Origin of the sequence: Shewanella sp. SM23, from assembly GCF_025654295.1 — a bacterium.
GTDB classification, from domain to species: Bacteria; Pseudomonadota; Gammaproteobacteria; order Enterobacterales; family Shewanellaceae; genus Shewanella; species Shewanella oncorhynchi.
The window spans coordinates 13,032-38,925 of sequence record NZ_JAKKRM010000014.1 but is presented as its reverse complement, the minus strand read 5'-3'; the positions used below and the strand labels follow the sequence as shown (position 1 = coordinate 38,925).

Sequence of the window (25,894 nt, the reverse complement as noted above, 5' to 3'; positions counted from 1 at the left end):
AACGTATGATCCAATACTTAAAGCTGGCAATCGCTGCTTTGAGCAATGTTAAAACAATAGATGAGATAAAGGTTACCCATGAGCGATATTCATGAGCACAAGATACTGATCCTCGATTTTGGATCCCAGTACACTCAACTGATTGCCCGTCGTATCCGTGAAATCGGCGTTTACTGTGAATTATGGGCTTGGGATGTCACCGAAGCCCAAATCCGCGAATTTGCCCCGAACGGCATTATTCTTGCGGGCGGACCAGAAAGTGTCACGGCTGAAAACTCGCCGCGTGCGCCTGAATACGTCTTTACCGCAGGTGTGCCGGTACTGGGCATTTGTTACGGCATGCAAACCATGTCTGAGCAGTTGGGCGGTAAAGTGATCCAAGGTGTGGGCGAAGGTGAATTCGGCTACGCTCAAATTGAAATGCTAACAGATTCATTGCTATTCAAAGGCATCGAAGATGCGGTTAGCAGTGACGGCAAACCCTTACTCGACGTATGGATGAGCCACGGCGATAAAGTGTCGGCTATTCCTGAAGGGTTTGTGGCGGTCGCTAAAACGGACACTTGCCCATTTGCCGCTATGGCAAACGAAGAAAAGCAATTCTTCGGCGTACAGTTCCACCCAGAAGTGACCCACACTCGCCAAGGTATGCGCATGTTATCGCACTTTGCCTTAGACATTTGTGGCTGTGCAGCCAACTGGAAACCCTCCTCTATCATCGAAGATGCGATTGAGCGCTTGAAGAAGCAAATCGGTGATGATGAAGTGATTTTAGGATTATCGGGCGGTGTTGATTCTTCGGTTGTGGCTATGCTGCTACACCGCGCTATCGGCAAAAAACTGACCTGCGTATTCGTTGATAACGGTTTATTACGTTTGAATGAAGCCGAGCAAGTGATGGAAATGTTTGGCGATCATTTCGGCCTGAATATCATCCACGTTGATGCGGAAAACCGTTTCCTCGATGCGATGAAAGGCGAAGCCGATCCAGAAGCTAAGCGTAAGATCATCGGCCGCGTATTCGTGGAAATTTTCGATGAAGAATCGAAAAAATGCGCCAATGCCAAATGGTTAGCGCAAGGCACGATTTATCCAGACGTGATTGAATCTGCCGGCAGTGCCACAGGCAAAGCCCATGTGATTAAATCTCACCACAACGTTGGCGGTTTGCCAGCCGATATGGCGCTCGGTTTAGTCGAGCCTCTGCGTGAACTGTTCAAAGACGAAGTGCGTAAAATTGGTCTTGAGTTAGGTCTGCCATATAACATGCTTTATCGTCACCCGTTCCCAGGACCCGGTCTTGGTGTACGCGTATTAGGTGAAGTGAAAAAAGAATACTGTGACTTGCTGCGCCGCGCCGATGCTATCTTCATCGAAGAACTGCATAAAGCCGACTTATACAATAAAGTCAGTCAAGCCTTTACCGTGTTCTTACCTGTACGCTCTGTTGGCGTGATGGGCGATGGCCGTAAATATGACTGGGTTGTATCACTGCGCGCAGTTGAAACAATCGATTTTATGACGGCCCATTGGGCACATCTACCCTATGATTTCTTAGGCCGCGTATCAAACCGCATCATTAACGAAGTCGATGGCATTTCCCGTGTGGTTTACGATATCTCTGGCAAGCCGCCAGCGACTATCGAATGGGAATAGCCTAAATATAAATAGTTAATAAGATACTATTTATGGTTTATCTCAATGCCAGTCATTTTATTGACTGGCATTTTTATTGGGATGACGATATTTTTTCTAAAAAAAACAAGGTGATCTAAAAATCTGAAGCAGTCAGTATTGCTTCGGACGCAAATTGCAGTCCTTTGACTGAGTAATTATATAAGACAGCACTTTCTTTCCAATGCGGGATTGTGTACCACTATTTGAGTTAACACATCTATTGATAAGGTTTTTCTCCTTAAACTTCTTTTTAATCATTATGCTAAGAGCTGTTATTATCGAATTCTTGATTATCCGATAAAATTATCTTGCTCTAGATAGAGTTAACAAGATGTTCAGCTGAGGATTACCGTGGCAATTTTTGATATTGAGAAAGACGAATTACTCCGACTCTCTGATACTCTGCTCGAAGAGTTGATTGCTCGCCTCGCCGAGGCTGAAATAGCAGCGCAGGGGCATAGCCCTGCGTATGTAAACTGGTCAGGTTCAATTAATGCTGCTGATGGTGGGATTGATATTCACGTTCAAGTCCCTGTCGCTCAGCTGAGCACAGGTTTTCTCGAAAGGCCCAACACAATTCTTCAGGCAAAAAAGCATTCAATGCCGATGGCTGCGATCATCAAGGAAATGGTCACCGCTGGGAAACTGTCACCGACCATCTCTGAACATGCCAAAAGAGGTGGGAGCTATATCATTGTCAGCTTAGGTGATGATTGCTCTCCTCCTATGAAGAGGGACCGCCTCAAAGCAATGCGAGATGCCGTGGCGGATGATCCTAATAGTGACAATCTTTACTTGGACTTCTACGACCGTTCTAAACTGGCTCAATGGGTGCGGCAACATCCGTCAGTCATGCTCTGGACAAAAAGAAATCTCGGTCAGGGATATTCCGGTTGGCAGCCATACGGCGCATGGAGTAATCCACCAGAGGGGGCGCCGGACACCTTGATTTCAGCACCAGGGGTGACCGTCACTCTGCCGTCAGGCAGGGGGCAACCGCTCAGCATTAATGACGCCATTGCACCGATGCGAGATCTTATTCGCTCTACTAGGAAGGCGGTTCGCATCACTGGGTTATCTGGCGTTGGAAAGACCAGAATCGTACAGGCACTTTTCGATGAGACAGTCGGCACAGATGCGCTTGACCGGACTATCGCAGTCTATGTCGACACAGGTGAAAGTCCGGAGCCTTCTGCTACAGCAATGCTAGATAGGCTGATTGCAGAGGGGGAACGGGCTATTATGGTCCTTGATAATTGCCCTTCAGAATTGCACACCTTACTAGCCAGTAAAGTCTCTGCCAAAGATACAAAGGTCAGCCTTATCACGGTTGAATATGACATCAGAGACGATAAGCCTCAAACCACTGAGGTCATCCATATAGAAGCTGTAGGGCCTGAGGTGGCTGAACAGCTTCTGCTGCGCCGTTTCCCTAAAATCGGCCAGAATAACGCCCGCCGAATTGCCGCGTTTGCTGATGGTAATTCGAGGGTATCTCTGGCTATTGCCGAGAGGGTTGAGGAAGGTGAGAGTTTAGCTCAGCTTTCTGATACTCAGTTGTTTGATCGCTTGTTTGAGCAGCGTAAAGGCCCTGATGATAACCTGCGTGAGCACGCTGAAATTCTGTCTCTGGTATATTCATTCTCGGTAGCAACTGTTGAGAAAGGCCAAAACGAACTTGAGGTATTGGGTTCGAACTTTGGGTATTCCTCAAGCCAGTTGTCTCGGTCAGTCAACAAGTTATCAAACCGCCATATAGTACAGAAGAGGGCTTATTGGAGAGCTATTTTGCCCCATGCCATTGCCAATAAGTTGGCTATGTCGGCACTGAATAATATCCCAGTTGCTCAACTCAGAGAAACCTTTGAAGCCCCTGAACGTCAACGCTTACTCATGTCTTTCGCACATAGGCTAGGGTTGTTGCACGATCATCCTGTGGCGAAAGAGATCGTTGAAACTTGGCTTCAACCCGATGGGTTGCTGGGGCGGATAACAGAATTAAACGATATATCGGCACGAATGCTGGATTATATCGCACCAGTAGCGCCTGAAGTTCTGCTCGACAGGATTGAAGCGGTACTTATCTCCTCTGATTTTGAAGGCATGAAACCGGGTTATAAATCTCGGCGAACGTCAATTATCAATCTTCTGCTATTGCTGGCGTATGAACCGAGCACCTTTGAACGGTGCATTAGATTGCTCATTCATCTGGCTGATTTAGAAGAGGAAAGTAATAATAACGCCTCGGTGCGAAACCAGATAACAAAGTTCTTCCAAGCATATCTCTCTGGCACCCACGCTACTTTAGAACAGCGCGTTGCGATCATGAATGAATGTCTTTCATCAAGTGTTACTGGACGTAGGTCGCTGGGTTTAAGGATGCTCTCTACTGCCTTAGAAGCGCGGTGGAGTGGGTCAGGGGGACATGAGTTTGGTGCTCGCCCAAGAGACTATGGATTTAAACCCAATCACGATCAGCTTGTGCAGTGGCGTAGCGCCTTTATCGACGTTGCTGTCAAACTGGGAACCTCTAGTGATTCGACTCTTGAAGATCTCGCAAGACAGACGCTGGCGAAAGCATTTAGAGGCATGTGGCGACAAGTTGCAATTAGGGAAAAACTCATTGATGCAGCGCGCAAGTTACATGCGCATTACCCTTGGGGTGAGGGGTGGAAAGCCGTCCGAACAACGATCTATTTCGACCATACTAAGCGCAAAGACGGGGATGATGTAGAGTCACTGCCAGACAACCTTGCCGCATTGGAGAGGGAGTTGGAGCCTCATGACTTGGTTTCGGAAATAATGACATATGTGCTCAGTAATGAGCACTACTATTGGGCGCTTGACGTTGATTTTGATCATGAAGACACCAACAAGCATAGCGAAGCTGAGAAGCGACTTGAAGCCAAGGCGCTTCAATTGGGTGAGGACTTCGCCGCATCAGAGCATGAGCTTGGCGAGTTGGGGTGTAACCTGTTCTCCAACGATTGGATGCCCTATCGCACCGCATTTGGGAGGGGCTTGGCGAAAGGGGCACAGGATTTGCGGGTCAACTGGCAGCAACTCATTGATCAATTGGGACTACAACCCGAAGCTAATAGAGGATTTTCAGTCTTCGGCGGCTTCATTGAAGCTGTAAACTCCGTCGATTTAGCTCTAGCCCAAGATCTACTCGACCAGTGCGCACAACATCCTGAACTTCGACGAGTGTTAGTCGGCTTGCATCCCCGGCGGGAGTTTACTGAAATCGATTTAGATCGCTGTATAGCGTTGTTGGAAGATACTGACACAAGTTCCTGGATGTATGAGCCAATCTTATGGCGGGACGACTATGCTGATTTGCCAAGAGCCCGTGTCCTTGATCTTGCTCAGCGACTTCTGAGTAAGCCAAATGGTGATGTAGTAGTTTTAAAAGCTCTAACCATGAGACTGTATAGCGAAAAGGAAGTGGTGGACTCGCTTGGTCCAGACTTTCGACTAGTTGGCCTAAGGGCTGCGATACAGAGGTTTTCAAGCAGTGACCGCGATTCTGGTGGGTCTATGGATCATCATATGGCTCGGGTCGTCAGTACAGCTTTGCGTTTCGATGGTAACGAAGCCGAAAAGCTAGAGTGGTTGGATATGATTTTTTCTGTTGTTGATGAGAACTATGGCTACATTCATGACTTTGAAAAGTCTATTGAGACGACCGCCGCATTGATGTCAGAAGCATTCCTCGATCGTATTTTTGAGGGAACTGAAGAACAACAACGTTGGCGACTTTTTTTTATTAACCGTGGTGGTTTGCGTCGGACTCCTCTCGCTAAAATTGATGTGAACGATTTGATTGAGTGGTGTCGTAGTCGAAACGAGACCAGAGTATGGGTTGCTGTCGCGAAGGGTGTCCGCCTTTGGTCAAAGGATGAAGGGACAATAACAATATCGGAATCAGCCATCAGGCTGTTGGAAGCGGCTCCTGATCCGGTTGCCATACTGGAGGTATTTGCTGAACGTGTTACTCCTTCATCTTGGTCTGGTAGTCGAGCAAATGCGATGCAACCTAGAGCGGATGCTATTAGAGGGTTACTTGAACATGGGAGCCCGAATATTGCGATGGCTGCTAAATCGGTGTCAGCAAAACTGGTTGAGTTGATCGAGCATGAGAAATTGCGTGAACAGCGGGAGGATGAGGAGCGTGAACAAAGGTTTGAATAAGGGCTACTCTACCCGAACTCTGCATGTCCAATCCCGAGAGAGATGAAAGCCCATTATCTACTCAGGCAACAATCGAGAGGGCTTAATCCTTATTCAGTGAAAGGCGCCAAGTGCGCCTTTTTTATTGGTTATAGGTATAATTGCCGTATTTTTACAGATGAGTGACAGCCTAGTGGACCAAATGAAGTTAGATGAACATTGGATGCAAGTCGCGATGCTGATGGCAGAAAAAGCCGAGGCCGAGGGCGAAGTGCCCGTGGGTGCGGTATTGGTCAAAGACGGTCAGCAGATTGCGACGGGTTACAATTTATCCATTAGCCAACACGATCCTAGCGCCCATGCGGAAATTTTATGTCTGCGGGAAGCGGGGCGTTTGGTCGAAAACTATCGTCTTTTAGATGCGACTTTATATGTCACCCTCGAGCCTTGCGCTATGTGTGCGGGCGCTATGGTGCATAGCAGAATTGCTCGTGTGGTATTTGGTGCTCGGGATGAGAAAACGGGTGCAGCGGGTACTGTGCTGAATTTGCTGCAACATCCGGCGTTTAATCACCAAGTTGAAGTCACATCTGGGGTGCTGGCCGATGCTTGTAGCGCGCAATTGAGTCGTTTTTTTAAACGTCGCAGGGAAGAGAAAAAAGCCCTGAAACAGGCTCAAAAGGCGCAGCAAGCTATTGGGTAAGTGCCGATTAACGTGACAGGATTAATCCTGAGACTGAATAAAAGTAAAGAAGAGTTTTTGACGATTTAAAATACGGCGATGACGAATTTTTAGCAAAGTACGACGACGCGCAACGGTATTGTTGATGGTTTTTCTTCTCATATTGACCCCATTAATTGTTATTATCGATGCCCTACAGAGATTTATCTTAGGTCATAACCCAAGACAGTAGCAGTTGCACAGGAGTGCAGCAATAGCACTGGTCAGATAAGCTGAACTAAGCGATGTTTTTCATCGCAAATTTGAGTTAGGTTGGCAAACCTTAATTCGGTTCTCCTGTTGTTTGATATCGCACCTTGTTGAAGACATCTACGTACATCTTGAGTTTTTATATTGATGTTCTTGTTACGTAAAACTCTGTACTTGATATATAAGAAGTGAGTTGTTGGATTGTCGTTTGGCCCATGCATCTGAGCGCTAACGAGTTAAGCTATTTAGGTTGATCAGGGCTTAACGTTCCCGCAGGAATCACGGGTTCTTCCACAGTAAGGTCGCTCGAGTCATCATCGGGGTCAGGTTGTTTCGACTGATTATCCACCCAGACTAACGTGTCATAGTAGCGACGGATGCTGTCGACGTAATGAACGGCTTCACTGCCTCGGGCGTAACCATAACGTGTTTTTTGATAATATTTACGCTTTTGCAGTAGCGGTAGTACCTTTTTTAAATCTCGCCAAGCATTGGGATTTAACTCCATCGATTCCGCAAGCTTACGTGCATCTTCAATATGGGCATATCCTATGTTGTAAGAGGCCAGCGCAAACCACATGCGTTGACTCTCGGGGATCGATTCTGGCAGGCGGTTGATCATATCGTTCAAATACGCCGCGCCGCCGCGAATACTTTCTTCGGCATCGAGTCGGTTGGTGATCCCAATCTCTTTGGCGGTTGGCTGAGTCAACATCATCATGCCACGCACTCCTGTGGCCGAGCGGGCATTAGGATTCCAATGTGACTCTTGATAGCTGGTTGCTGCCAGTTTACGCCAATCTAAATTGCCTGCATGGGTTTCAAATAATTGTCGATAACGCGGCAATACTGTCTCAATGGCACGGATAAATGCGCGAGTATCGATATAATCGAAGCGTTTTACATGACCAAAGTATTTCTCGTTGAGATGATCCAGCGTACCGGCAAGCTTCTCTTGGTGCCAAAAGGCCAGCAATTTACTCATAAGTTCATCACTGTGAGTGGGAGGTAATAGCCAGATCACATCGAGTTTTTCTTCTAGCACAGGGCCTGAGCGTAGGTCGGGCAGGTAGCGACGGTTGATCTGTACGCTGCTGGAGTCGGCGATAGTGTAGTCAATTTCTTTGTTGGCAATCATAGCCAACAACTCTTCACTGTCTTTGTCGGTAATTTGATCCCACACCAGCGTTGGATAATGCTTTTGCAACTGGGTCAAGGTCTCGACGAAGGAAGAGTCGGCGATAACGGTGATCTTGCCTTTTAAATCACTGATGTCTTTTGGGGTTGGCATGCCTTCGCGATACACCAACACTTGATTCACCCGGTATAGCGGTGGACCTAAGCGGAACTGTTCTCGCCTTGTGGGTGTTTCTGTCATGCCTGCAGCAATAATATCGATTTCATTCTTTTTGAGGGCTTCGTACAACTCGATACGGTTTGTGTAGGGCACCATTTTTAAGGGCACATTTAAGTATTCGGCAAACAATACCGCCATATCGTAATCGAAACCGCTATCACCTTGGCCCGAGGTCATATAAATCTGTGGGCCGTAAAGTGTACCGACTCTTAGCTCAGTTAATTTTTTTGGCACGAATTCTGTTTCGTCCACGGTCACCTGCTGACAGGCAGTCAGTAGGAAACCTAAGATAAGAGCGAACAGAAATCGAGTCATTAAATGTACTTATAGTAAATAAAATCAATATTATAGATAGCGAGTTAACAGTGGGGCATTAGTGGTGAACTGGCTGACATTGGTGGGATTATATCCGTTTGTCTGCGATTTCGAAAAAAAATCATTCTGGGGGAAAGTGCAGTCGACACAATACTGGGCTTTTTATATCACAGGAAACACTGTTTTGCGTAAGGTCGCAGGTGATTTGTGACAGACATTTCCTTATAATAGCGCCACCTCTGACCCCTGCAATAATAAATAATAAGGTGAATAGACGTGATGGAGATCATCCGCGGAGCCCCTGCACTCTCGACGTTTAGGGTGCAAAAGCTGATGGAGGCCTGCGAAAACGCGGCGCTTCCGGTACGCCAAATCTATGCTGAGTATGTCCATTTAGCGGATTTGAGCGAGTTGCTCGACACAAATGAACGCCAGCAACTTGAAAAAATTCTCACCTATGGACCTGCGATAGAAGCTCATATCCCCCAAGGTTCACTCCTGTTTGTCACTCCTCGCCCCGGTACTATTTCTCCTTGGTCTTCAAAAGCTACTGACATCGCGCACAATTGTGGCCTTGGTAAAGTGAAGCGTTTGGAGCGAGGCGTTGCGTATTATGTCGAGTCAGATGCACTGACAGCGCCTCAGCAACAAGCCTTAAATGCGTTGCTGCACGATCGCATGGTTGAAATTATCCTCGATGATTTTACCAAAGCCGATGTGCTGTTCAAACGCACTGAGCCTGCGCCGTTTAAGAGCGTCAATATTCTTGCCGAAGGTCGCCGCGCACTTGAAGTGGCTAACACTGCATTGGGGCTTGCCTTAGCCGAAGATGAAATCGACTATTTAGTCGAGAACTTCGTCCGTTTAGGCCGTAATCCCCATGACATCGAATTGATGATGTTTGCTCAGGCGAACTCTGAGCATTGTCGTCATAAAATTTTTAATGCAGATTGGACCATTGACGGTGAAGTTCAGCCTAAGTCATTGTTCAAGATGATCAAGAACACTTTTGAAACCACGCCTGATCACGTGTTATCTGCCTACAAAGATAACGCTGCTGTGATGGAAGGTTCGGTTGCGGGTCGTTTCTTCCCCGATCCTGATGGGGTATATAACTACCACACTGAACCTATGCACATCCTGATGAAAGTGGAAACCCACAACCATCCAACCGCCATCAGCCCATATCCTGGCGCTGCAACCGGTTCGGGTGGTGAAATCCGTGATGAAGGCGCGACAGGCCGTGGTTCTAAACCTAAAGCGGGTTTAACAGGCTTTAGTGTATCCAATTTAAAAATCCCGGGTTTTGTTCAACCATGGGAAGGTAACTATGGCAAGCCAGAACGTATCGTGAGCGCGCTGGACATCATGACCGAAGGACCACTCGGCGGCGCGGCATTTAACAACGAGTTTGGTCGTCCGGCATTGGTCGGTTATTTCCGTACCTATGAGCAGGAAGTCAGCAGCCACAACGGTGTTGAAGTCCGTGGTTACCACAAGCCCATTATGTTGGCCGGTGGTTTAGGTAACATTCGTGAAGAACACGTACAAAAGGGCGAAATCACCGTTGGCGCTAAGCTGATTGTGCTGGGTGGCCCAGCGATGAACATTGGTTTGGGTGGCGGCGCTGCTTCATCTATGGCATCGGGTCAATCGAGTGAAGACTTAGATTTTGCTTCTGTGCAACGTGAAAACCCAGAAATGGAGCGTCGTTGTCAGGAGGTGATTGACCGCTGTTGGCAGCTTGGCGATAAAAACCCTATCCAATTTATCCACGATGTGGGTGCGGGCGGTTTGTCGAACGCTTTCCCAGAACTCGTGAATGACGGCGAGCGCGGCGGTTTATTTAATCTGCGTAATGTGCCTTCGGATGAGCCAGGCATGAGCCCGCTGGAAATCTGGTGTAACGAATCACAAGAGCGTTATGTGATGTCAGTTGCCCCTGAAAACCTCGCGCTATTTACTGCCATCTGTGAGCGTGAGCGCGCACCTTTTGCGGTGGTGGGGGAAGCGACGGCGGAGAAACATTTAACGCTTAGCGACAGCCATTTTGACAATAATCCTATCGATTTACCGCTCGAAGTCTTATTAGGCAAAGCACCTAAGATGAGCCGCGATGTGGTATCGGCTAAAGCCGTATCGCCAGCGATCGAGCAAGACAAGATTGATGTCAAAGAAGCGGTTAAACGCGTACTGAGCTTGCCGACGGTCGCAGATAAAACCTTCCTTATCACCATTGGCGACCGCACAGTCACAGGTTTAGTGAACCGTGACCAAATGGTCGGCCCATGGCAAGTGCCTGTGGCCGATTGCGCGGTCACAGCGGCAAGCTTTGATACCTACGCCGGTGAAGCTATGTCACTGGGTGAACGTACACCGCTAGCGCTACTAGACTTTGGCGCCTCTGCCCGTATGGCTGTGGCTGAGTCAATCATGAATATCGCTGGTGCCGATATCGGTTCATTTAAGCGTATTAAGCTTTCTGCCAACTGGATGTCTGCCGCGGGTCACCCAGGTGAAGATGCGGGTCTTTATGAAGCGGTGAAAGCCGTGGGTGAGGAACTGTGTCCAGAGCTCTGCCTGACCATTCCGGTCGGTAAAGACTCTATGTCGATGAAGACCGCATGGCAGCAAGATGGCGCGGATAAAACCGTGACGTCGCCTATGTCATTGGTCATTACCGCCTTTGGTGTGGTGCAAGATATTCGCAATACAGTGACGCCAGAGCTGCGTACCGATAAAGGCGAAACGTCTTTACTGTTAGTGGATTTAGGTGCGGGCAAAAATCGTTTAGGTGGTTCTTGTTTAGCCCAAGTGTTTGGTGAGCTGGGTGATATTGCGCCGGATCTTGACGATGCTGCACTGCTGCGTGGTTTCTTCGAAACGATGCAAAATCTAGTCGCTAAAAAATCGGTTATCGCTTACCACGACCGTAGCGATGGTGGTTTATTCACTACCCTAGTGGAAATGGCTTTTGCCGGTAATACAGGTTTAGACATAGATGTAGAAGACTTGCAGGGCACGGATTTAGAGCGACTCTTTAATGAAGAACTCGGCGCTGTGCTGCAAGTGAGCCGTGACAATGCTGCGAAAATTGCCGCTCAGTTCGCTATCGCTGGTGTGCCTTGCCATGTGATCGGAACTCTAGCCGACGATCAACGCATCACCATTAAAGATGGCGCGCGTGAAATCTTCAGTGATACCCGTGTGGCGCTGCGTACTCTGTGGTCAGAAACCACGTATCGTATGCAAGCTCTACGTGATAACCCAGCCTGCGCGCTTGAAGAGTTCAAACTTAAGCAAGACGAAACCGATTTAGGCTTAACTGTTAACTTAAGTTTTGATCCAAGCACTGATGTTGCCGCACCTTATATCCTTAAGGGCGCTGCGCCTAAGATGGCGATTTTGCGTGAGCAGGGCGTTAACTCCCACGTGGAAATGGCAGCTGCCTTTGATCGCGCTGGATTTGAAAGCCGCGACGTACACATGTCGGACATTTTATCTGGCCGTATCAGCCTAGAGGAGTTCCAAGGCCTAGTGGCCTGTGGTGGCTTCTCCTACGGTGACGTATTAGGCGCAGGTGAAGGTTGGGCTAAGTCGATTTTGTTTAATGAGCGTGCTCGCGATGAGTTTTCTCGTTTCTTTGAACGTGACTCAAGTTTCGCCCTTGGCGTGTGTAATGGTTGTCAAATGCTGTCGAACCTGAAGGAAATTATCCCAGGCAGCGAGCACTGGCCACGTTTTGTGCGTAACCGCTCAGAGCGTTTTGAAGCGCGTTTCAGCTTAGTTGAAGTGCAACAGAGCCCGTCGTTATTCTTCCAAGGTATGGCAGGTTCACGTATGCCCATTGCTGTATCCCACGGTGAAGGTTTGGCTGAGTTTGCTAGCCCTGAAGCGCTGGCGATTGCCGAAGCGTCAGGCACGATTGCGCTGCGTTTTGTCAATGGTAAAGGTGATATCGCGACTCAGTATCCACAAAACCCGAACGGCTCGCCAAATGGCTTGACTGGGATTTGTACCACAGATGGCCGCGTAACCTTGATGATGCCGCACCCTGAACGTGTGTTCAGAACTGTGGCGAACTCTTGGCATCCAGATGCTTGGGGTGAAGATAGCCCTTGGATGCGTATGTTCCGTAATGCGCGAGTGACCTTAGGTTAAGCGTTTAAAGTCAACGGCTTTTGCCTTTGTTGAGGGACAAAAGCAGGTTAATGAAAGCGTAAAAAAGGAGCGATAATTTCGCTCCTTTTTTTATATATAAAATGCATTTTATGGAAGTGATTGTATTTCAAATTATTAACGCTTATTGCAAATAATCTAATGGACTAAAGTGGCAAAATAGCCACTTTAATCGGTAAATACCTATTAATAGGTATGTTGCGCATTTGATACGGGGCGTGGTGTTTTATGGGGTTCTGGGGTTGTAGGGGAATGCTAGGGTCTTAATATAGAAAAAGCCCCCAATCTCAGGGAGATGGGGGCCCGTTTTGCGCTAACAAAACTTCACATAAATGCAATAAATTTCACGAGTAATTCTGGGGATTATTTCAGCTCATTAGCTGTATAAAGTTCAACAAAAACACGCTTGTAGCTGTTAACCAGACGTTCAAATAATTTAGTCATATCGATATCTCCACACCAAAAGTTAGTACCTATGTGCGCGAAGTTGGTCTTGGCTGGGCTACGACACCAGTTCTACCAAATTGTCTCCTTAACACAGGACATATATTAAACAACTTAGGTTAGCTTCTCAAACGAGAAAAAATACAAATATTCATTATTAAAACTAATGCATTTTAGCCTGTTTGATTGTGATTTTTTATATTTATATGTATTTATGTTTGATTTTAAAGGTTTTAAATTATGGCTCACTTAAATTTGTGACAATATTTTTTAGTTAATTTGTTGCAACATTATTTATTTATTGGTTTTTTGATGATTAGAGCTGATTTTTACTGTCTAGTTGGTAAAAGTATGACTTTATATTAATTAATGGCTGCTCACTACTCTTGTTTTTCTCGATTGTCAATCCTCTCTGATGGGGAAGTGTGTTCCTCACCGCAAAACCCACCTAAACCCCTGAGTTTGATTGATTTGCATCAAAGCGAGGTGGTATAAAATAGCCACAAATGAAAATGAATAAATATCTTAACTATCTGATATTTATATCGATGAAATCATTTGATTGAGTGAGTGGTAGGGCGTCGGTCTCAGTTACTTGTGATAGTGTGACTCGCGTCTCAATATGCAACAGATATTGGTACTTTTTAGCCCTTGCTGCTTCGAACTAATGCAAAAGATTAAATTTAACGGTTTATACTGTTGTCGCAGATATAAACACAAAATGAAAACTCACTATCCTACAAAGGCACTTGCTGTGATTGACGCGGGTTATGTCATAGCAATTGGACGCACCAAGTAAGGAGTCACCGATGATTGTTGAAGAGGTTGTTGAGCTATCGCGGTTGCAGTTTGCGCTGACAGCCATGTATCACTTCCTATTTGTTCCCTTGACTTTGGGGTTGGCATTTTTGCTGGCTATCATGGAATCACTGTATGTGATGACTGATAAACAAATTTATAAAGATATGACTAAGTTCTGGGGTAAGTTATTTGGTATTAACTTTGCCTTGGGGGTTACCACAGGTTTGGCAATGGAATTCCAGTTTGGTACTAACTGGTCTTACTATTCGCATTACGTAGGGGACATCTTTGGTGCGCCTCTGGCTATTGAAGGTTTAATGGCCTTCTTCCTTGAATCTACCTTCGTGGGTATGTTCTTCTTCGGTTGGGATCGTTTCACTAAGCGTCAGCATTTAGTCGTGACTTGGTTAGTGGCCTTTGGTTCTAACATGTCGGCATTGTGGATCCTAGTGGCAAACGGTTGGATGCAAAACCCTGTGGGTTCAGTGTTCAACTACGAAACCATGCGTATGGAAATGACCAGCTTCGCTGAAGTTGTGTTTAACCCTGTCGCGCAGGTTAAGTTTGTTCACACCGTCGCTTCTGGTTATGTGGCGGGTGCCATGTTTGTACTGGCGATCAGTGCTTATTACATCCTCAAGAAACGTGACTTACCTTTTGCTCGTCGCTCATTCGCGATTGCGGCAAGCTTTGGTATGGCGGCGATTCTGTCGGTTATCGTGTTAGGTGACGAATCTGGCTATAAAGTGGGTGAAGCACAGCGCGTTAAGTTAGCAGCGATTGAAGCTGAGTGGCATACAGAGCCTGCTCCAGCGGCCTTTACTGCTGTCGGTTTTCCGAATCAAGAAACCATGAAAACAGATTTTGCAGTCAAAATTCCTTATGCGATGGGTATAGTGGCAACACGCTCGTTGGATGAAGAAGTGACTGGTATTCATGACTTGATTGCTGAGCATGAAGTGCGTATCCGTAACGGTATGAAAGCCTATGCCATGCTAGTGAAACTGCGTGCGGGTGAAGAAACGCCTGAACTACGTGCTGCTTTTGAAGAAGCGAAAGTCGACTTAGGCTACGGTTTCTTACTAAAACGCTACACAGACAAAGTGGTTGATGCGACTGAAGAGCAAATTAAAGCAGCAGCTAAAGATTCTATCCCGAACGTAGCACCGATTTTCTGGAGCTTCCGTGTGATGGTAGGTCTAGGCTTTATCATGTTGTTCGTATTTGCTGCGGCATTCTGGCAAAGCACACGTCATCAAATTGCCGAGAAAAAATGGGTACTTAAAGCTGCACTTTATAGCTTGCCATTGCCTTGGATCGCGATTGAGTGTGGTTGGTTTGTGGCTGAGTATGGTCGTCAACCTTGGACGATTTCTGAGGTACTACCGACCTTTATGTCTGCGTCAAGCTTAACGACTGGCGACTTATGGTTCAGTATCCTTTCTATCACCTTGTTCTACACTGTACTGCTGGTGATTGAGATGTTCTTGATGTTTAAGTTTGCCCGCATTGGTCCGAGCAGTTTGAAAACTGGTCGTTATCATTTCGAGAACCTAGAAGCCTAAGCAGAGGATTTCATTATGTTTGATTATGAAATATTAAGAGTTATCTGGTGGGCTCTGATCGGCGTACTGTTCATCGGATTTGCGGTTACTGATGGTTTTGACATGGGTGTCGGTGCGTTACTGCCAATTATAGGCAAAGACGATACTGAACGCCGTATCATGGTTAACACTATTGCTCCCCATTGGGACGGCAACCAAGTGTGGTTAATCACAGCAGGCGGTGCGTTATTTGCCGCTTGGCCTATGGTGTATGCAGTGTCTTTCTCTGGCTTCTATGTTGCCATGATGTTAGTGCTGTTTGCCCTCTACATGCGTCCAGTCGGATTCGATTATCGTTCTAAAATCGAAAATCCAAAGTGGCGTAAGTCGTGGGACTGGGCCTTGTTTGCCGGTGGTTTTGTGCCACCGCTGATCATAGGTGTGGCCTTTGGTAACTTGTTGCAAGGTGTGCCTTTTGAATTCGACGAGTTCCTACGTGCGACTTATCACGGTGGTCTGTTCGGCCTTTTGAATCCTTTCGGTTTACTGGCAGGTCTTGTGAGCGTGAGCATGTTTATGATGCAAGGCGCTTCTTGGCTACAAATGAAGACTGACAGTGAGCTGCGTGTTCGTGCAGCGAAAGCCACGCAATTCTTCGCACTGTTAGTGGCTGTGTTGTTTGCTGCTGCGGGTGTGTGGTTAGCCAATGGTATTGATGGTTATGTAGTGACTTCAGTACTGGACCATAATGCGGTTTCTAACCCAGCCATGAAAACCGTCGCAATTGAAGCGGGTGCTTGGCTTGCCAACTATGACAAATATCCCATCACTATGCTGTTCCCTATCTTAGGTGTGGCATTGCCTCTACTAGTGATTTTGGTTAGCCGCTTTAACCGTTCAGGTTTTGCGTTCCTATTCAGCTCACTCACTGTAGCTATGGTGATTTTGACTTGCGGTGCAGCAATGTTCCCATTTGTCATGCCATCATCACTTAACCCTAACGTCAGTTTGACTATGTGGGATGCAACAGCCAGTAAAATGACCTTAGGTGTTATGACTGCTGCTGCAGCGATTTTCGTACCTATAGTGTTGAGCTACACTGTCTGGACTTACTACAAGATGTTTGGTCGTATCGGCCGTAAGCATATTGAAGATAACAAAGCCTCACTCTATTAGGCATTAAGGAGCATCTGCTATGTGGTATTTTACGTGGATATTAGGGGTTTTGTTGGCCTGTTCTTTCGGGATTATCAATGCCCTGTGGCTTGAGAATACAGAGAACATGGACAGATCGGCAGAAGATGCCGAGTAACGTCTAAACTCGATTTAAAAACCTCGCATCAGCGGGGTTTTTTATTGGGATTTTTTGATGGGCTGAGGTTATTTTAGTTTGAGGTAGAGCTGCGCTATCGTATTAGGCCAAGCAGTTAACTTCGCAGCAGAGCGTTGATGTAACTGCAGCGAATAGGCCTGAGATCATCGCTTTTTGATTGTGCTCTCTGCAGATGCTTGCTCGCATGGTTTAAGATATTTTCTCCATTTCTCCATTACTCCATTACTCCTTTACGTCAGGATCCTAAATCAAAGTCCCAAATCCCTTTCTTAAATGTTGCTCCTATCGTTTTGATGTAGTGCTGTTATAAAAAATGCCGCCCAGTTAGGGCGGCATTTAACGTTTGATAAAGCACTAACTCTGTATCTAACCTGAACTCGGGATAACGAGTGTCGAAAAATCTAAATTTAACAAATAAAATCAATGGTATAAAGTTATTAGTTTAAAGCGAAAAATCTATTTCCTGACTGAATGCGCAGATTTTTGCGCATATCAAGGCGCTCTGTCGTACGCCATAGCGAGCTATGGTTAGACAGAGCAACGCAGAGAGGCCCGAAAAGATGCCTATTCAGCGGCTCTGCTTATCCCGAGCTCAGGTTATCTAAGTCCGTATTTGAGTTATGCCTTAAACTGGCTTATTTGGCGTTTTAAGGCGGCGGCTAAGGAAGACAGTTCATTGGCAGAATGCACTGTTTCAGTGGCACGGTGCTCGCCTTCGTTAGCGAGTTCGCTGATCTGATGCAAATTGTGGGTTATCTCTTGTGCAACACTGCTTTGCTGCTCAGTAGCCGAGGCTATATTGCGTGAGCTAATCGCGAGTTCGCCAATCCTACGGGTGATTTCCTTCAGTTGTTCACCCGTTGCTTCACCCTGTGTTGCAGATTCCATTCCTAATTGATGACTTTGGCTCATTTGTTCTGTGGTGCTTTTCACTTGAGTTTGCAGCTTTTCAATCGTTTGGCCAATTTCTACAATGGATGACTGGGTCCGCTGGGCGAGAGTTCTCACCTCATCGGCAACGACGGCAAAGCCTCGACCTTGATCGCCTGCGCGCGCCGCTTCAATTGCTGCATTTAATGCGAGTAAATTAGTTTGCTCGGCAATGCTGTTAATGACTTCGGTCACCTTGCTGATCGCTTCACTTTCATGGCTGACTTTTTCAACCGATTGATGACTGTTGCTGAGTTGCTGACTGAGTTTGAGTAAATCCTGCACCATTTTAGTCTGTTGGTTTTGACCTTCTTTGGCTGCGGCATCCACTTGCTGGCTTTGAACTGCGCCATCTTGGGCATGATTAGCCACATCACGGATCGAGGTCGACATTTCTTCGATGGCAGTTGCGATTTGATCCGTTTGTAGCATTAGGGCTTGAGCTTCTTCACCATTTTGCTTCGCGATGCTCTGTGCCTTGGAGGCTTGTTGCTCTAGACTCATGACTGAATCCTGCAATGCAATAATCAATTGCCTGAGCTCTGAGGACATAGTTGATACGCTGGTCGTAATTCGATCCACTTCGTTTTGACTCTGTGGTTCTGATGGCGCTAAGTGATGGCTAAAATCGCCACTGCCTAAATTTTCCATATGCACTTGGAGGGCATGCAAAGGTTTGAGTGCGCGAATTAAGACAACTGATAATAGCGCTGTGATCAGCGCGATCCCTGTGATAGCAACGATGGCGTTGATGGTGAGCAATTGCATACTTTCTTCATTAAGCTCACTTGCCTTGACTTGACCCACTAGCACCCAATTCCAGCCTGTTACTGTTTGGCTATAGGCAAACATAGGCTCATTTTTACTATTGTTGTAATGGGATTCCGCATCATTTTGGGTGGCATACGCAACACTTAAGCCATCAAGCATACTTTCGGTGATGATGTCACCTGCATTGAACTTAGGATGGGCGACTAACACATTGTCCGCTTTACGTACTAATAGAAAATGGCCACTTTCTTCTAAGGTGATTCTGTTAACTGCTTCTTGTAATTGTTTTAAGGAACTGGTGATGTCGAAGCCAATATATAAGATACCAATAACTTTGCCCTGTGTGTCTTTCACTGGACGATAGACTGTCATGTAGTCTTTGCCGAAAAGTTTGGCATAACCTTCGTATTCATTACCGCTGATCAGCACTTGATAGCCTGGATGTGTTTTGCCAAGGGAAGTACCTAGTGCACGGCTGCCATCGGCTTTTTTGAGCGAAGTCGAAACTCGCATAAAGTCATCGCCATCACGTACGAATACCGTAGCGGTACCGCCAGTTAGATTAGCAAAACGATCGACTTTACTTTTTGATGAGTTCACTTGTTCTTGTTCATGCATTAGGGCTGGAGAGCCAACTCCCATCACATTGACCGTTTTATTTTGCAGACTAAATTGTCCAGGATACATTTCCTTAAAAACATCGGCGTTGCGTCTCGCAAGTTGCAGAAGACTATCGTACTGCAGCTCTAACATGTCTGAAACTGCACGCATTTCAGATTTCATGGCACTGATACCTTTATCTTCTAATACATTTGAAGCGGCTTTATAGGAGACGGTACTCAATACGCCAAAGATGAGAAGAGTAAGAATAAACGCGAGGGCGCCAATTTGTTTTGCAATAGGCCAATTTTTATAATTCATCGTAAGATCCTATAGGTAACGGTTACATCAATGTAGCCTAAGTTTTACTTTGTAGTCTTGATGTGGGTCTAAAACTTCTGCAATTTTAAACTCATTTCGTTGATATTTTTGCAGTTTTATACTTGGACTCATCGGCTTATTTTGCAGAAATGTTAGCAGATAACATGCCCAAGTACTGGCTGTATTTTGAGGGTATAGACTAAGCTGCTTAAGGTAAATGGAGTTTATAGTGTTAGAACCACATTATAGGAGAAGTGTATATGCTAGGTGAGAATCATGCGTTGGTTTATGAGTTTCCTGATTTCGTCGATCAAATTAAGCATTTAAAAGTCAATAATACCGTCTTCGCGACCATGGCTAGTCGTTACCATGAACTCGATAATAAAATTAGGGCGCTGGAGTTAACAAAAGTGCCCACCGCCGATGAGCACTTTTTAGCGTTAAAATTAGAGCGATTAAACCTTAAAGATAAACTGTACCAATATCTAGTTCATGATGCTATTTGAGCTTGAATCGCGGATGGGTTGTTCGCCGTACGGGTTTTCATCAGCAGCAAATACATGGTTGGAACCCATACCAGAGAAAGTAAAGTCGTCAGCAGGGTGCCGCCCGCGATAGCAATGGCAAAGGGAGGCCAAAACCCGCCGCCAGCAATGATGAGCGGAATAAAACCGCCCACGGTGGTAATGGTTGTTGAGCTGATATGACGGCCACAGCTGCTGACGGTAGAGACTATGGTTTCCATATCGCCGAGCCGAGCGCTCGGCATATCTTCTAGTTCGGCCAAGATCACAATCGCAGCGTTAATGGCAAGTCCCATTAATCCAAGCAGTCCTATGATGACTGGGAATCCAAAGGGATATCCGAACACAAACACGGCTAATAGGCCAAGTCCTGCCGATTGTATCGCGCTCAATAGAATAATCGCCGTGAGCCTAAAGGAGTTGAACGACAACACCACAGTGGCTAATAACAAGGTGACGACCAACATCATATTGGACAGTAAATTACCGACTGCTTCGTTACGCTTAGCGCTTTCCCCACCAATTTCAATGCGATAACCCGATGGCAATGGTAATTGAGCCACTTTATCTTTGACATCATTAAGTACTTGGGCAGGTAATACCCCACTGACGATGTAGGCTTCTATGGTATTAACCCTTTGGCCGTTGCGCCTTGGAATGGCGCCGCGGCTCACTTGCACTTCGTTGTGGGCGAGGGCGGATAATGCAACAGACTCACCCGAAGGTGTCATTAATTGAATTTCAGAAAGGCGGCTCACCTGCTCGCGACTGTCATCAGCAAGGCGAACTCGTACGGGTAAGGATTCTGTTTGCTCAAGCACGCTACCACCGATAACTCCTGTGGTTGACATTTGGATCTGCTTGGCAATGTCCGTCAGGCTTAACCCACTCATTAGACTGGCATCTTCATTTACCTGTAGCCACAGCTTAGGCGCACCGGCACTTAAGGTTGCACGTGTGTGAAGTACGTCCGGCGTTTGCGCGAGAATATTACGAACGTCGTCGCCCAATGATCGCAAAGTATCTAGATTCGGGCCGAAGATCATTAACTCCACTGGCGCATTAAAGGGCGGGCCTTGCTCGAGTTTTCGAACTAGTACTTGCGCTTCGGGAAAAGCGCTATCAAATTGCTGTTGTAATTCGGGGATTAACTCATTGGCACGCTCAAAGTCAGTCACTTTTACCATGGCCTGTGCATAGTTAGTCGCCCCTTGTTGGCGCTGCGTCAGGTTGTAATAAAATGAGGGCGTATTACCGCCCACCACCCAATCGACTTGAGTGATCCCTGTGACTGCGTGGAGTTTTTTATCCATCAACTGCACTTGGTTCAAGGTGTTTTCTAAACTCACATGGGGCGCAAGATAGATTTCAATTTGGAACATGTCCCTGTCCGATGGCGGAAAGAATTGCTCCGTCATCTTACCCGAGGCGAAAAACCCTAATACTGGTGTAATGCCGATAAGCAGCGCGCTGACGATAGGGCGTTTAAGGGCAATTCTCAGGCTCGCTTGAAAATATTGGCTCACTAGCGGGAGGTTGATCCCGTGTTGATACCAGACATCCTGTTTACCTTCATGACTAAAACGTCCCGCGAGCCCTGCAATTAACGTATGGGAAATCACGTAAGAGCCCAGCAGCGCAAACATCACTGACATGGCAATGCCACCGACAAATTCCCCCGCAGCACCGGGCATGAGTACTATGGGCGCAAAAGCCAAAATAGTGGTGATAGTCGATCCCGCTAAGGGCAGCCAAAGGTGGTGTAAGGTTTCGCTCACTGCGGCTAAACGGCTCATTCCTTGCTGACGCCTTTGCGATATGGCATCGACAATCACTATCGCATTGTCCACCATGATCCCAAGGGCGACGACGAGTCCTGTCACCGACATTTGATGTATCGGCAGGCCGATATATTTCATGCAGGCCAAGGTAAACAGCGCTGTGAGCGGCAATGAAATCGCCACTATGATGGCGTTTCTTAAGCCTAGGGTGAGGAGTAGTACCAGCAAGATGATGACAAATCCTTGCAGCAGGTTAACCACTAGCCCGCCAAGTCGTTCGCTTGTGTAACTGTTTTGCTCGAATAGCCATTGGATCTGGATATTAGCGGGGACTTCGCGATTGAGTTCGTCAACGACGTTATTGACTTGCGCTTGCCAAAGATCAACACGGGTATTATCGATCATTCGCACTGCAACCATTACGCCTTGTTCACCATCGACTAACGCTATGCTATCCGCTGGGGTTTGAGCTTGGCGAGTCACAGTGGCTATGTCGCCGAGGCGAATAATTTGCCCTTGGCTATCAATTTTAAGCGGCACTTGGCGAATACGGGTTAAAGAATCAAGCTCGCCGGAGACTTCAACTAAGGCTCGAAATTCACGGTTGTTGATTTCACCGGCAGCAATTTTACTGTCGGCGCCGCTGAGAATATGGGCGATGGACGCAGGAGAGAGCTGTAACTGGCTCATCTTGTTACCATCAAGCTGCACTAGCATTTCTTCGGTCGGTGCGCCGTAAAGTTTGACAAAATCCGTGCCCGATAACAGCCTGAGCCGACTTTGTAATTCTTTTGCGTAGCGGTTTAGCATGTCGACTTGTACGGGCGTATTACTATTCCACACTAAACTTAAGATGGCGGTGTAGGCATAACCAATTTGATCATCGAGTGTGGGAGATTGTATGCCCTCAGGTAAATTAATTTTCGCATCGGCCAATAAATCCCGTGCTCGAGACCATACGGGAGCAGTTTCTTTAACTGTGTCTTTCAATTCTAACTGTATAACTGAAATCCCTGGTCGAGAGGTTGATTGGATCAACTTAATTTCTTCCAAACGTCTAAGCTGGTTTTCAATGACTTCAGTCACTAAGGCTTCGACCCGCTCGGCTGAGGCGCCAGGATAAGGGGTGATCACTGAGGCGAAACGGTTAGTTATGTGGGGATCTTCAGTACGCGGCAGGCTCGATATCGCACCAAAGCCTGCGACAAGTAATAGCGCAATAACGAGGCTGACTAAGCGGCCGTTTTCAACAAAGGCTTTAATCATAATTACCTCGTAGCTGCAGCAATGGGAGATACAGTTTGGCCTACGACCAGCTTATGCAGCCCTTGGCTGACATAGATTTCATTAGGCTGAATCGCGCCTTGAATGTAAGCCATGTCTTGGGTGGTGTAGAGGATTTCCACATCGCGGCGCTCTATGATGGATTGCTGTTCATAGTTTGCGATGACATAGAGATTCCATAATCCGCGAATACCATCCGTCAATGCGGAAATGGGTACCCAATAGCCCGGTTGCGGGATTTGCTGTTGTTGATGCAGATACGCAATTTCGCCATTGATTACATGTGCATCTTGGGGCAGGCTTATTCTCAGTTGTAGGGTACGACTGATGGGATTGACTTCAGCGCTAATACCGGCAATTTTAGCGGTAAAGGTTTGATCTCGAACACTAACTTGCACTTGCTGTTCGGTGTTAAATTGCTCCGCTAGCGTAACAGGAACACCAATATAAGCTTCAGGATTGATGTTACCCACTAAGGTGAAGATAGGACTGCCCGCGGCAATCACTTCGCCAAGATTATGTAGCCTTTGGCTGATGGTGCCGTCAAAGGGCGCCACTAAGATGGATTTATCGAGCTTAAGTTGATTGGCATGCTGTGAGGCGAGTAGACGGTTTTTCGCTGCGGCTAAGCTATTTAATTGTGAGCGGTTTTCATCTAATAGCTGTTCAGAGACATAGCCCGATTTTTTCAATTCTTGATTACGTTTTAGAGTGCTGGTGGCCAGATCAACATCGGCTTGGGTTTGTGCCAGACTTGCTTGGATCTCTTGACGCTCGGCTTCGAGTAGCCGGGTATCGAGAACTGCAAGTATTTGTCCTTGCTTAACTTTACTCCCAGAATCGACCTGTAAATTGTTTAACTTCCCCGCTAGTTCAAAGCCTACACCTGTGGTGTTACCTGCACGGATGGTGCCAGTGAAGGTCTGAAAGTGTTCATAACTTGGGGTCTGGATCAACGTTTGGCTTGTGACTGTGGGTAGCGTGGCTGTCGTAGCGTGTTCAGTCACTTCCTTTTGACAGGCGGATAATGTGGCTAAAGTAAACACGCAGACGCTAAGAGTGCGCCAAGAAAGTCGGGCAGTTCGATCCATTTTAAAGGCTTCCGCTGTAAGTTAAACGTTAATGCTATGTAACTAGACTTGCTAGTCTAGTTGTACGAAACTAGACTGTCTAGTCTATTTTGTGCTTAACTAATGCCAATTAATTATGTCTATCTATTCGAGAGTTGATATGACGCATTCCTCTGAGACGCAATTACCTTTGAGCCGTAGTGAACAAAAACGTCAGCAAGTCCTTGTGGCTGCTATTGATTTGTTTTGTCGTCAAGGTTTCCCTCATACCAGTATGGATGAGGTTGCCAAGCTTGCGGGCGTGTCGAAACAAACCGTATATTCCCATTACGGCAGCAAAGATGAATTATTTGTTGCGGCAATTGAATCTAAGTGTGTTGGCCATAATCTTAATGATGATTTGTTAAGTGATCCCACTAAACCGGAATCGGCATTAACCCAATTTGCCTTGCAATTTGGGGAGATGATTGTCAGTCCTGAAGCTATTACTGTATTCAAAGCCTGTGTGGCGCAATCCGAAAGTCATCCTGAAGTGTCGCGATTGTTCTTTGACGCGGGCCCTAAACACATAGTGGGCTTATTGGCGGATTATTTAGTCGCTGTAGAGGCGTTAGGGCAATATCGATTTGGTAATGCTCACCATAGTGCAGTGCGTTTATGTTTAATGTTGTTTGGTGAGCTAAAACTCAAATTAGAATTGGGGTTAGTGGCTGATGAACTCGCTAACGATAGAAATGAGTATATTTTGGGTTGTGCCGACATGTTCTTGAGGGCGCATCGGGTAGAGTGAAGGCTTGTTTGTTTCAAAGGTATTAGTTTGTATCTTCATTTTGAAGGTGTGAACCTTTTTATTCAATAGCGCGTATTATGCACAAAAATTTATTCATTATTTTAAATGCAAGGAGCTAGCGTGGCTAATCGAGAACTCGCACCATTAAGCGTAAAACAGCGGTTGCTGAAAGGCAGTTTGTTATTGTTACCGTTAATGAGCTGTGCCGCTATTGCAGCGGATAAACCTTCGCAGGAATACAAACCTTTTAGATTAAGTGTCACGCAGATCAGTACCCAAAGCGCCGAGGTGGCCAATGGCAATACTGAGCTACAAAGGGAGAGCTTATTACTGAATGCTGGGATGAATGTATCGCTGGATAAGCAATGGTCGCTAGGCTTTCGTGTGGGCTATGACCGACTTGATTATGACTGGCGTAACATCACGCTTACTGGCGCAAACAATGTCGCACCGCTGTTTGGCACCGACGGACAGAATTGGGATCATATTAATCGTTACCGTGCCGGAGTGTCGTTAAATTATCGCATGGATAAACATTGGGCCTTCTTTTTAGCGCCGCAGATCCAATATGCCTACGCCGATACAGCATCGGCTAGCCAAGCTCAGAGTTACGGTATTGTGGCATCGGCCATGTATGCATTCGATTCGGGAAACATGATTGGTTTTGGCGTCGCGTATCTTAATGATATCGATGAAGTTCGCACTGTGCCTTATCTTGCCATGCGTTGGCAGATAGATGAACATTTTGCACTGGCTAATCCATTCCAAGCCGGTTTTAGTGGTCCAGCAGGACTAGAGCTCAGTTATCAATTCAATCCTGATTGGAATATTGGTTTGGGGAGTTCACGTCGTACTGAGCGATTCCTTATTGAGGATGATGATATTGCTGTGGAAACGAACGAATGGGTGAGCTATCTGCGTGGCGGTTGGCGAGCAACGCCTGCTTTAACCGTAAATCTCTATGCTGGTTATTACTTTGATGGTGAGTTAGAAGTGACAAATCAAGCCGCGCTTGAAATGGATAACCAAGGCGCAGCGGCCTTGGATATCGAATTCAAATTCTAACGTT

The 25,894-nt window shown here is 46.5% G+C and carries 14 protein-coding genes; 10 read left to right on the top strand and 4 right to left on the bottom strand.

Annotated elements, in window-relative coordinates; all coding sequences use genetic code 11:
* The first annotated feature begins 78 nt into the window (after positions 1–78).
* The 3 genes from guaA (at position 79) to tadA (ending at position 6,553) form a co-directional block, all read left to right on the top strand.
* Positions 79–1,656, top strand: coding sequence for a glutamine-hydrolyzing GMP synthase (guaA, locus tag L5L98_RS16045; RefSeq protein ID WP_028761248.1), 1,578 nt, complete (start codon positions 79–81; stop codon positions 1,654–1,656).
* Between the two features lie 372 nt (positions 1,657–2,028).
* A complete protein-coding gene (locus L5L98_RS16040) occupies positions 2,029–5,871 on the top strand; it encodes a hypothetical protein (protein ID WP_263142338.1) in 3,843 nt (1,280 codons plus the stop codon).
* 157 nt (positions 5,872–6,028) lie between these two features.
* Positions 6,029–6,553, top strand: a complete 525-nt coding sequence (gene tadA, locus L5L98_RS16035) for a tRNA adenosine(34) deaminase TadA (RefSeq protein WP_219253484.1) — start codon at positions 6,029–6,031, stop codon at positions 6,551–6,553.
* Positions 6,554–7,022: 469 nt separating this feature from the next.
* Here tadA and mltF read toward each other — a convergent pair whose 3' ends face one another.
* A complete protein-coding gene (gene mltF / locus L5L98_RS16030; RefSeq protein ID WP_028761246.1) occupies positions 7,023–8,453 on the bottom strand; it encodes a membrane-bound lytic murein transglycosylase MltF in 1,431 nt (476 codons plus the stop codon).
* 279 nt (positions 8,454–8,732) lie between these two features.
* Between mltF and purL the strand changes: the two genes are divergently transcribed.
* From purL to cydX, 4 genes are all read left to right on the top strand, one after another.
* On the top strand, positions 8,733–12,614 hold the full coding sequence (gene purL, locus L5L98_RS16025) for a phosphoribosylformylglycinamidine synthase (RefSeq protein WP_263142427.1): 3,882 nt from the start codon (positions 8,733–8,735) through the stop codon (positions 12,612–12,614).
* A gap of 1,271 nt (positions 12,615–13,885) precedes the next feature.
* Positions 13,886–15,442, top strand: a complete 1,557-nt coding sequence (locus L5L98_RS16020; RefSeq protein ID WP_028761244.1) for a cytochrome ubiquinol oxidase subunit I — start codon at positions 13,886–13,888, stop codon at positions 15,440–15,442.
* A gap of 15 nt (positions 15,443–15,457) precedes the next feature.
* The gene (gene cydB, locus L5L98_RS16015) at positions 15,458–16,597 is read left to right on the top strand and encodes a cytochrome d ubiquinol oxidase subunit II (protein WP_028761243.1); all 1,140 of its coding nucleotides are present in this window, start codon (positions 15,458–15,460) and stop codon (positions 16,595–16,597) included.
* 19 nt (positions 16,598–16,616) lie between these two features.
* Positions 16,617–16,733 (top strand): cytochrome bd-I oxidase subunit CydX, encoded by a 117-nt coding sequence (gene cydX, locus L5L98_RS16010; protein WP_011788717.1) that lies wholly within the window; start codon positions 16,617–16,619, stop codon positions 16,731–16,733.
* A gap of 639 nt (positions 16,734–17,372) precedes the next feature.
* Here cydX and L5L98_RS16005 read toward each other — a convergent pair.
* Positions 17,373–19,376 carry a methyl-accepting chemotaxis protein gene (locus tag L5L98_RS16005; RefSeq protein WP_263142335.1) on the bottom strand — a complete coding sequence of 668 codons (2,004 nt, stop codon included), beginning with the start codon at positions 19,374–19,376 and terminating at the stop codon, positions 17,373–17,375.
* Between the two features lie 260 nt (positions 19,377–19,636).
* Between L5L98_RS16005 and L5L98_RS16000 the strand changes: the two genes are divergently transcribed.
* Positions 19,637–19,882 carry a YdcH family protein gene (locus tag L5L98_RS16000; RefSeq protein ID WP_113939445.1) on the top strand — a complete coding sequence of 82 codons (246 nt, stop codon included), beginning with the start codon at positions 19,637–19,639 and terminating at the stop codon, positions 19,880–19,882.
* Here L5L98_RS16000 and L5L98_RS15995 read toward each other — a convergent pair.
* Together L5L98_RS15995 and L5L98_RS15990 are read right to left on the bottom strand one after the other, a co-directional pair.
* Positions 19,867–22,947, bottom strand: coding sequence for an efflux RND transporter permease subunit (locus L5L98_RS15995; RefSeq protein WP_263142333.1), 3,081 nt, complete (start codon positions 22,945–22,947; stop codon positions 19,867–19,869). The genes L5L98_RS16000 and L5L98_RS15995 overlap by 16 nt on opposite strands.
* Positions 22,948–22,949: 2 nt before the next feature.
* On the bottom strand, positions 22,950–24,056 hold the full coding sequence (locus tag L5L98_RS15990; protein ID WP_263142332.1) for an efflux RND transporter periplasmic adaptor subunit: 1,107 nt from the start codon (positions 24,054–24,056) through the stop codon (positions 22,950–22,952).
* A 139-nt stretch (positions 24,057–24,195) separates the two neighbouring features.
* Here L5L98_RS15990 and L5L98_RS15985 point away from each other — a divergent pair, with 139 nt between their 5' ends.
* Together L5L98_RS15985 and L5L98_RS15980 are read left to right on the top strand one after the other, a co-directional pair.
* On the top strand, positions 24,196–24,825 hold the full coding sequence (locus L5L98_RS15985; protein WP_263142331.1) for a TetR/AcrR family transcriptional regulator: 630 nt from the start codon (positions 24,196–24,198) through the stop codon (positions 24,823–24,825).
* Between the two features lie 120 nt (positions 24,826–24,945).
* Positions 24,946–25,890, top strand: a complete 945-nt coding sequence (locus tag L5L98_RS15980) for an autotransporter outer membrane beta-barrel domain-containing protein (RefSeq protein ID WP_263142330.1) — start codon at positions 24,946–24,948, stop codon at positions 25,888–25,890.
* Positions 25,891–25,894: the final 4 nt, after the last annotated feature.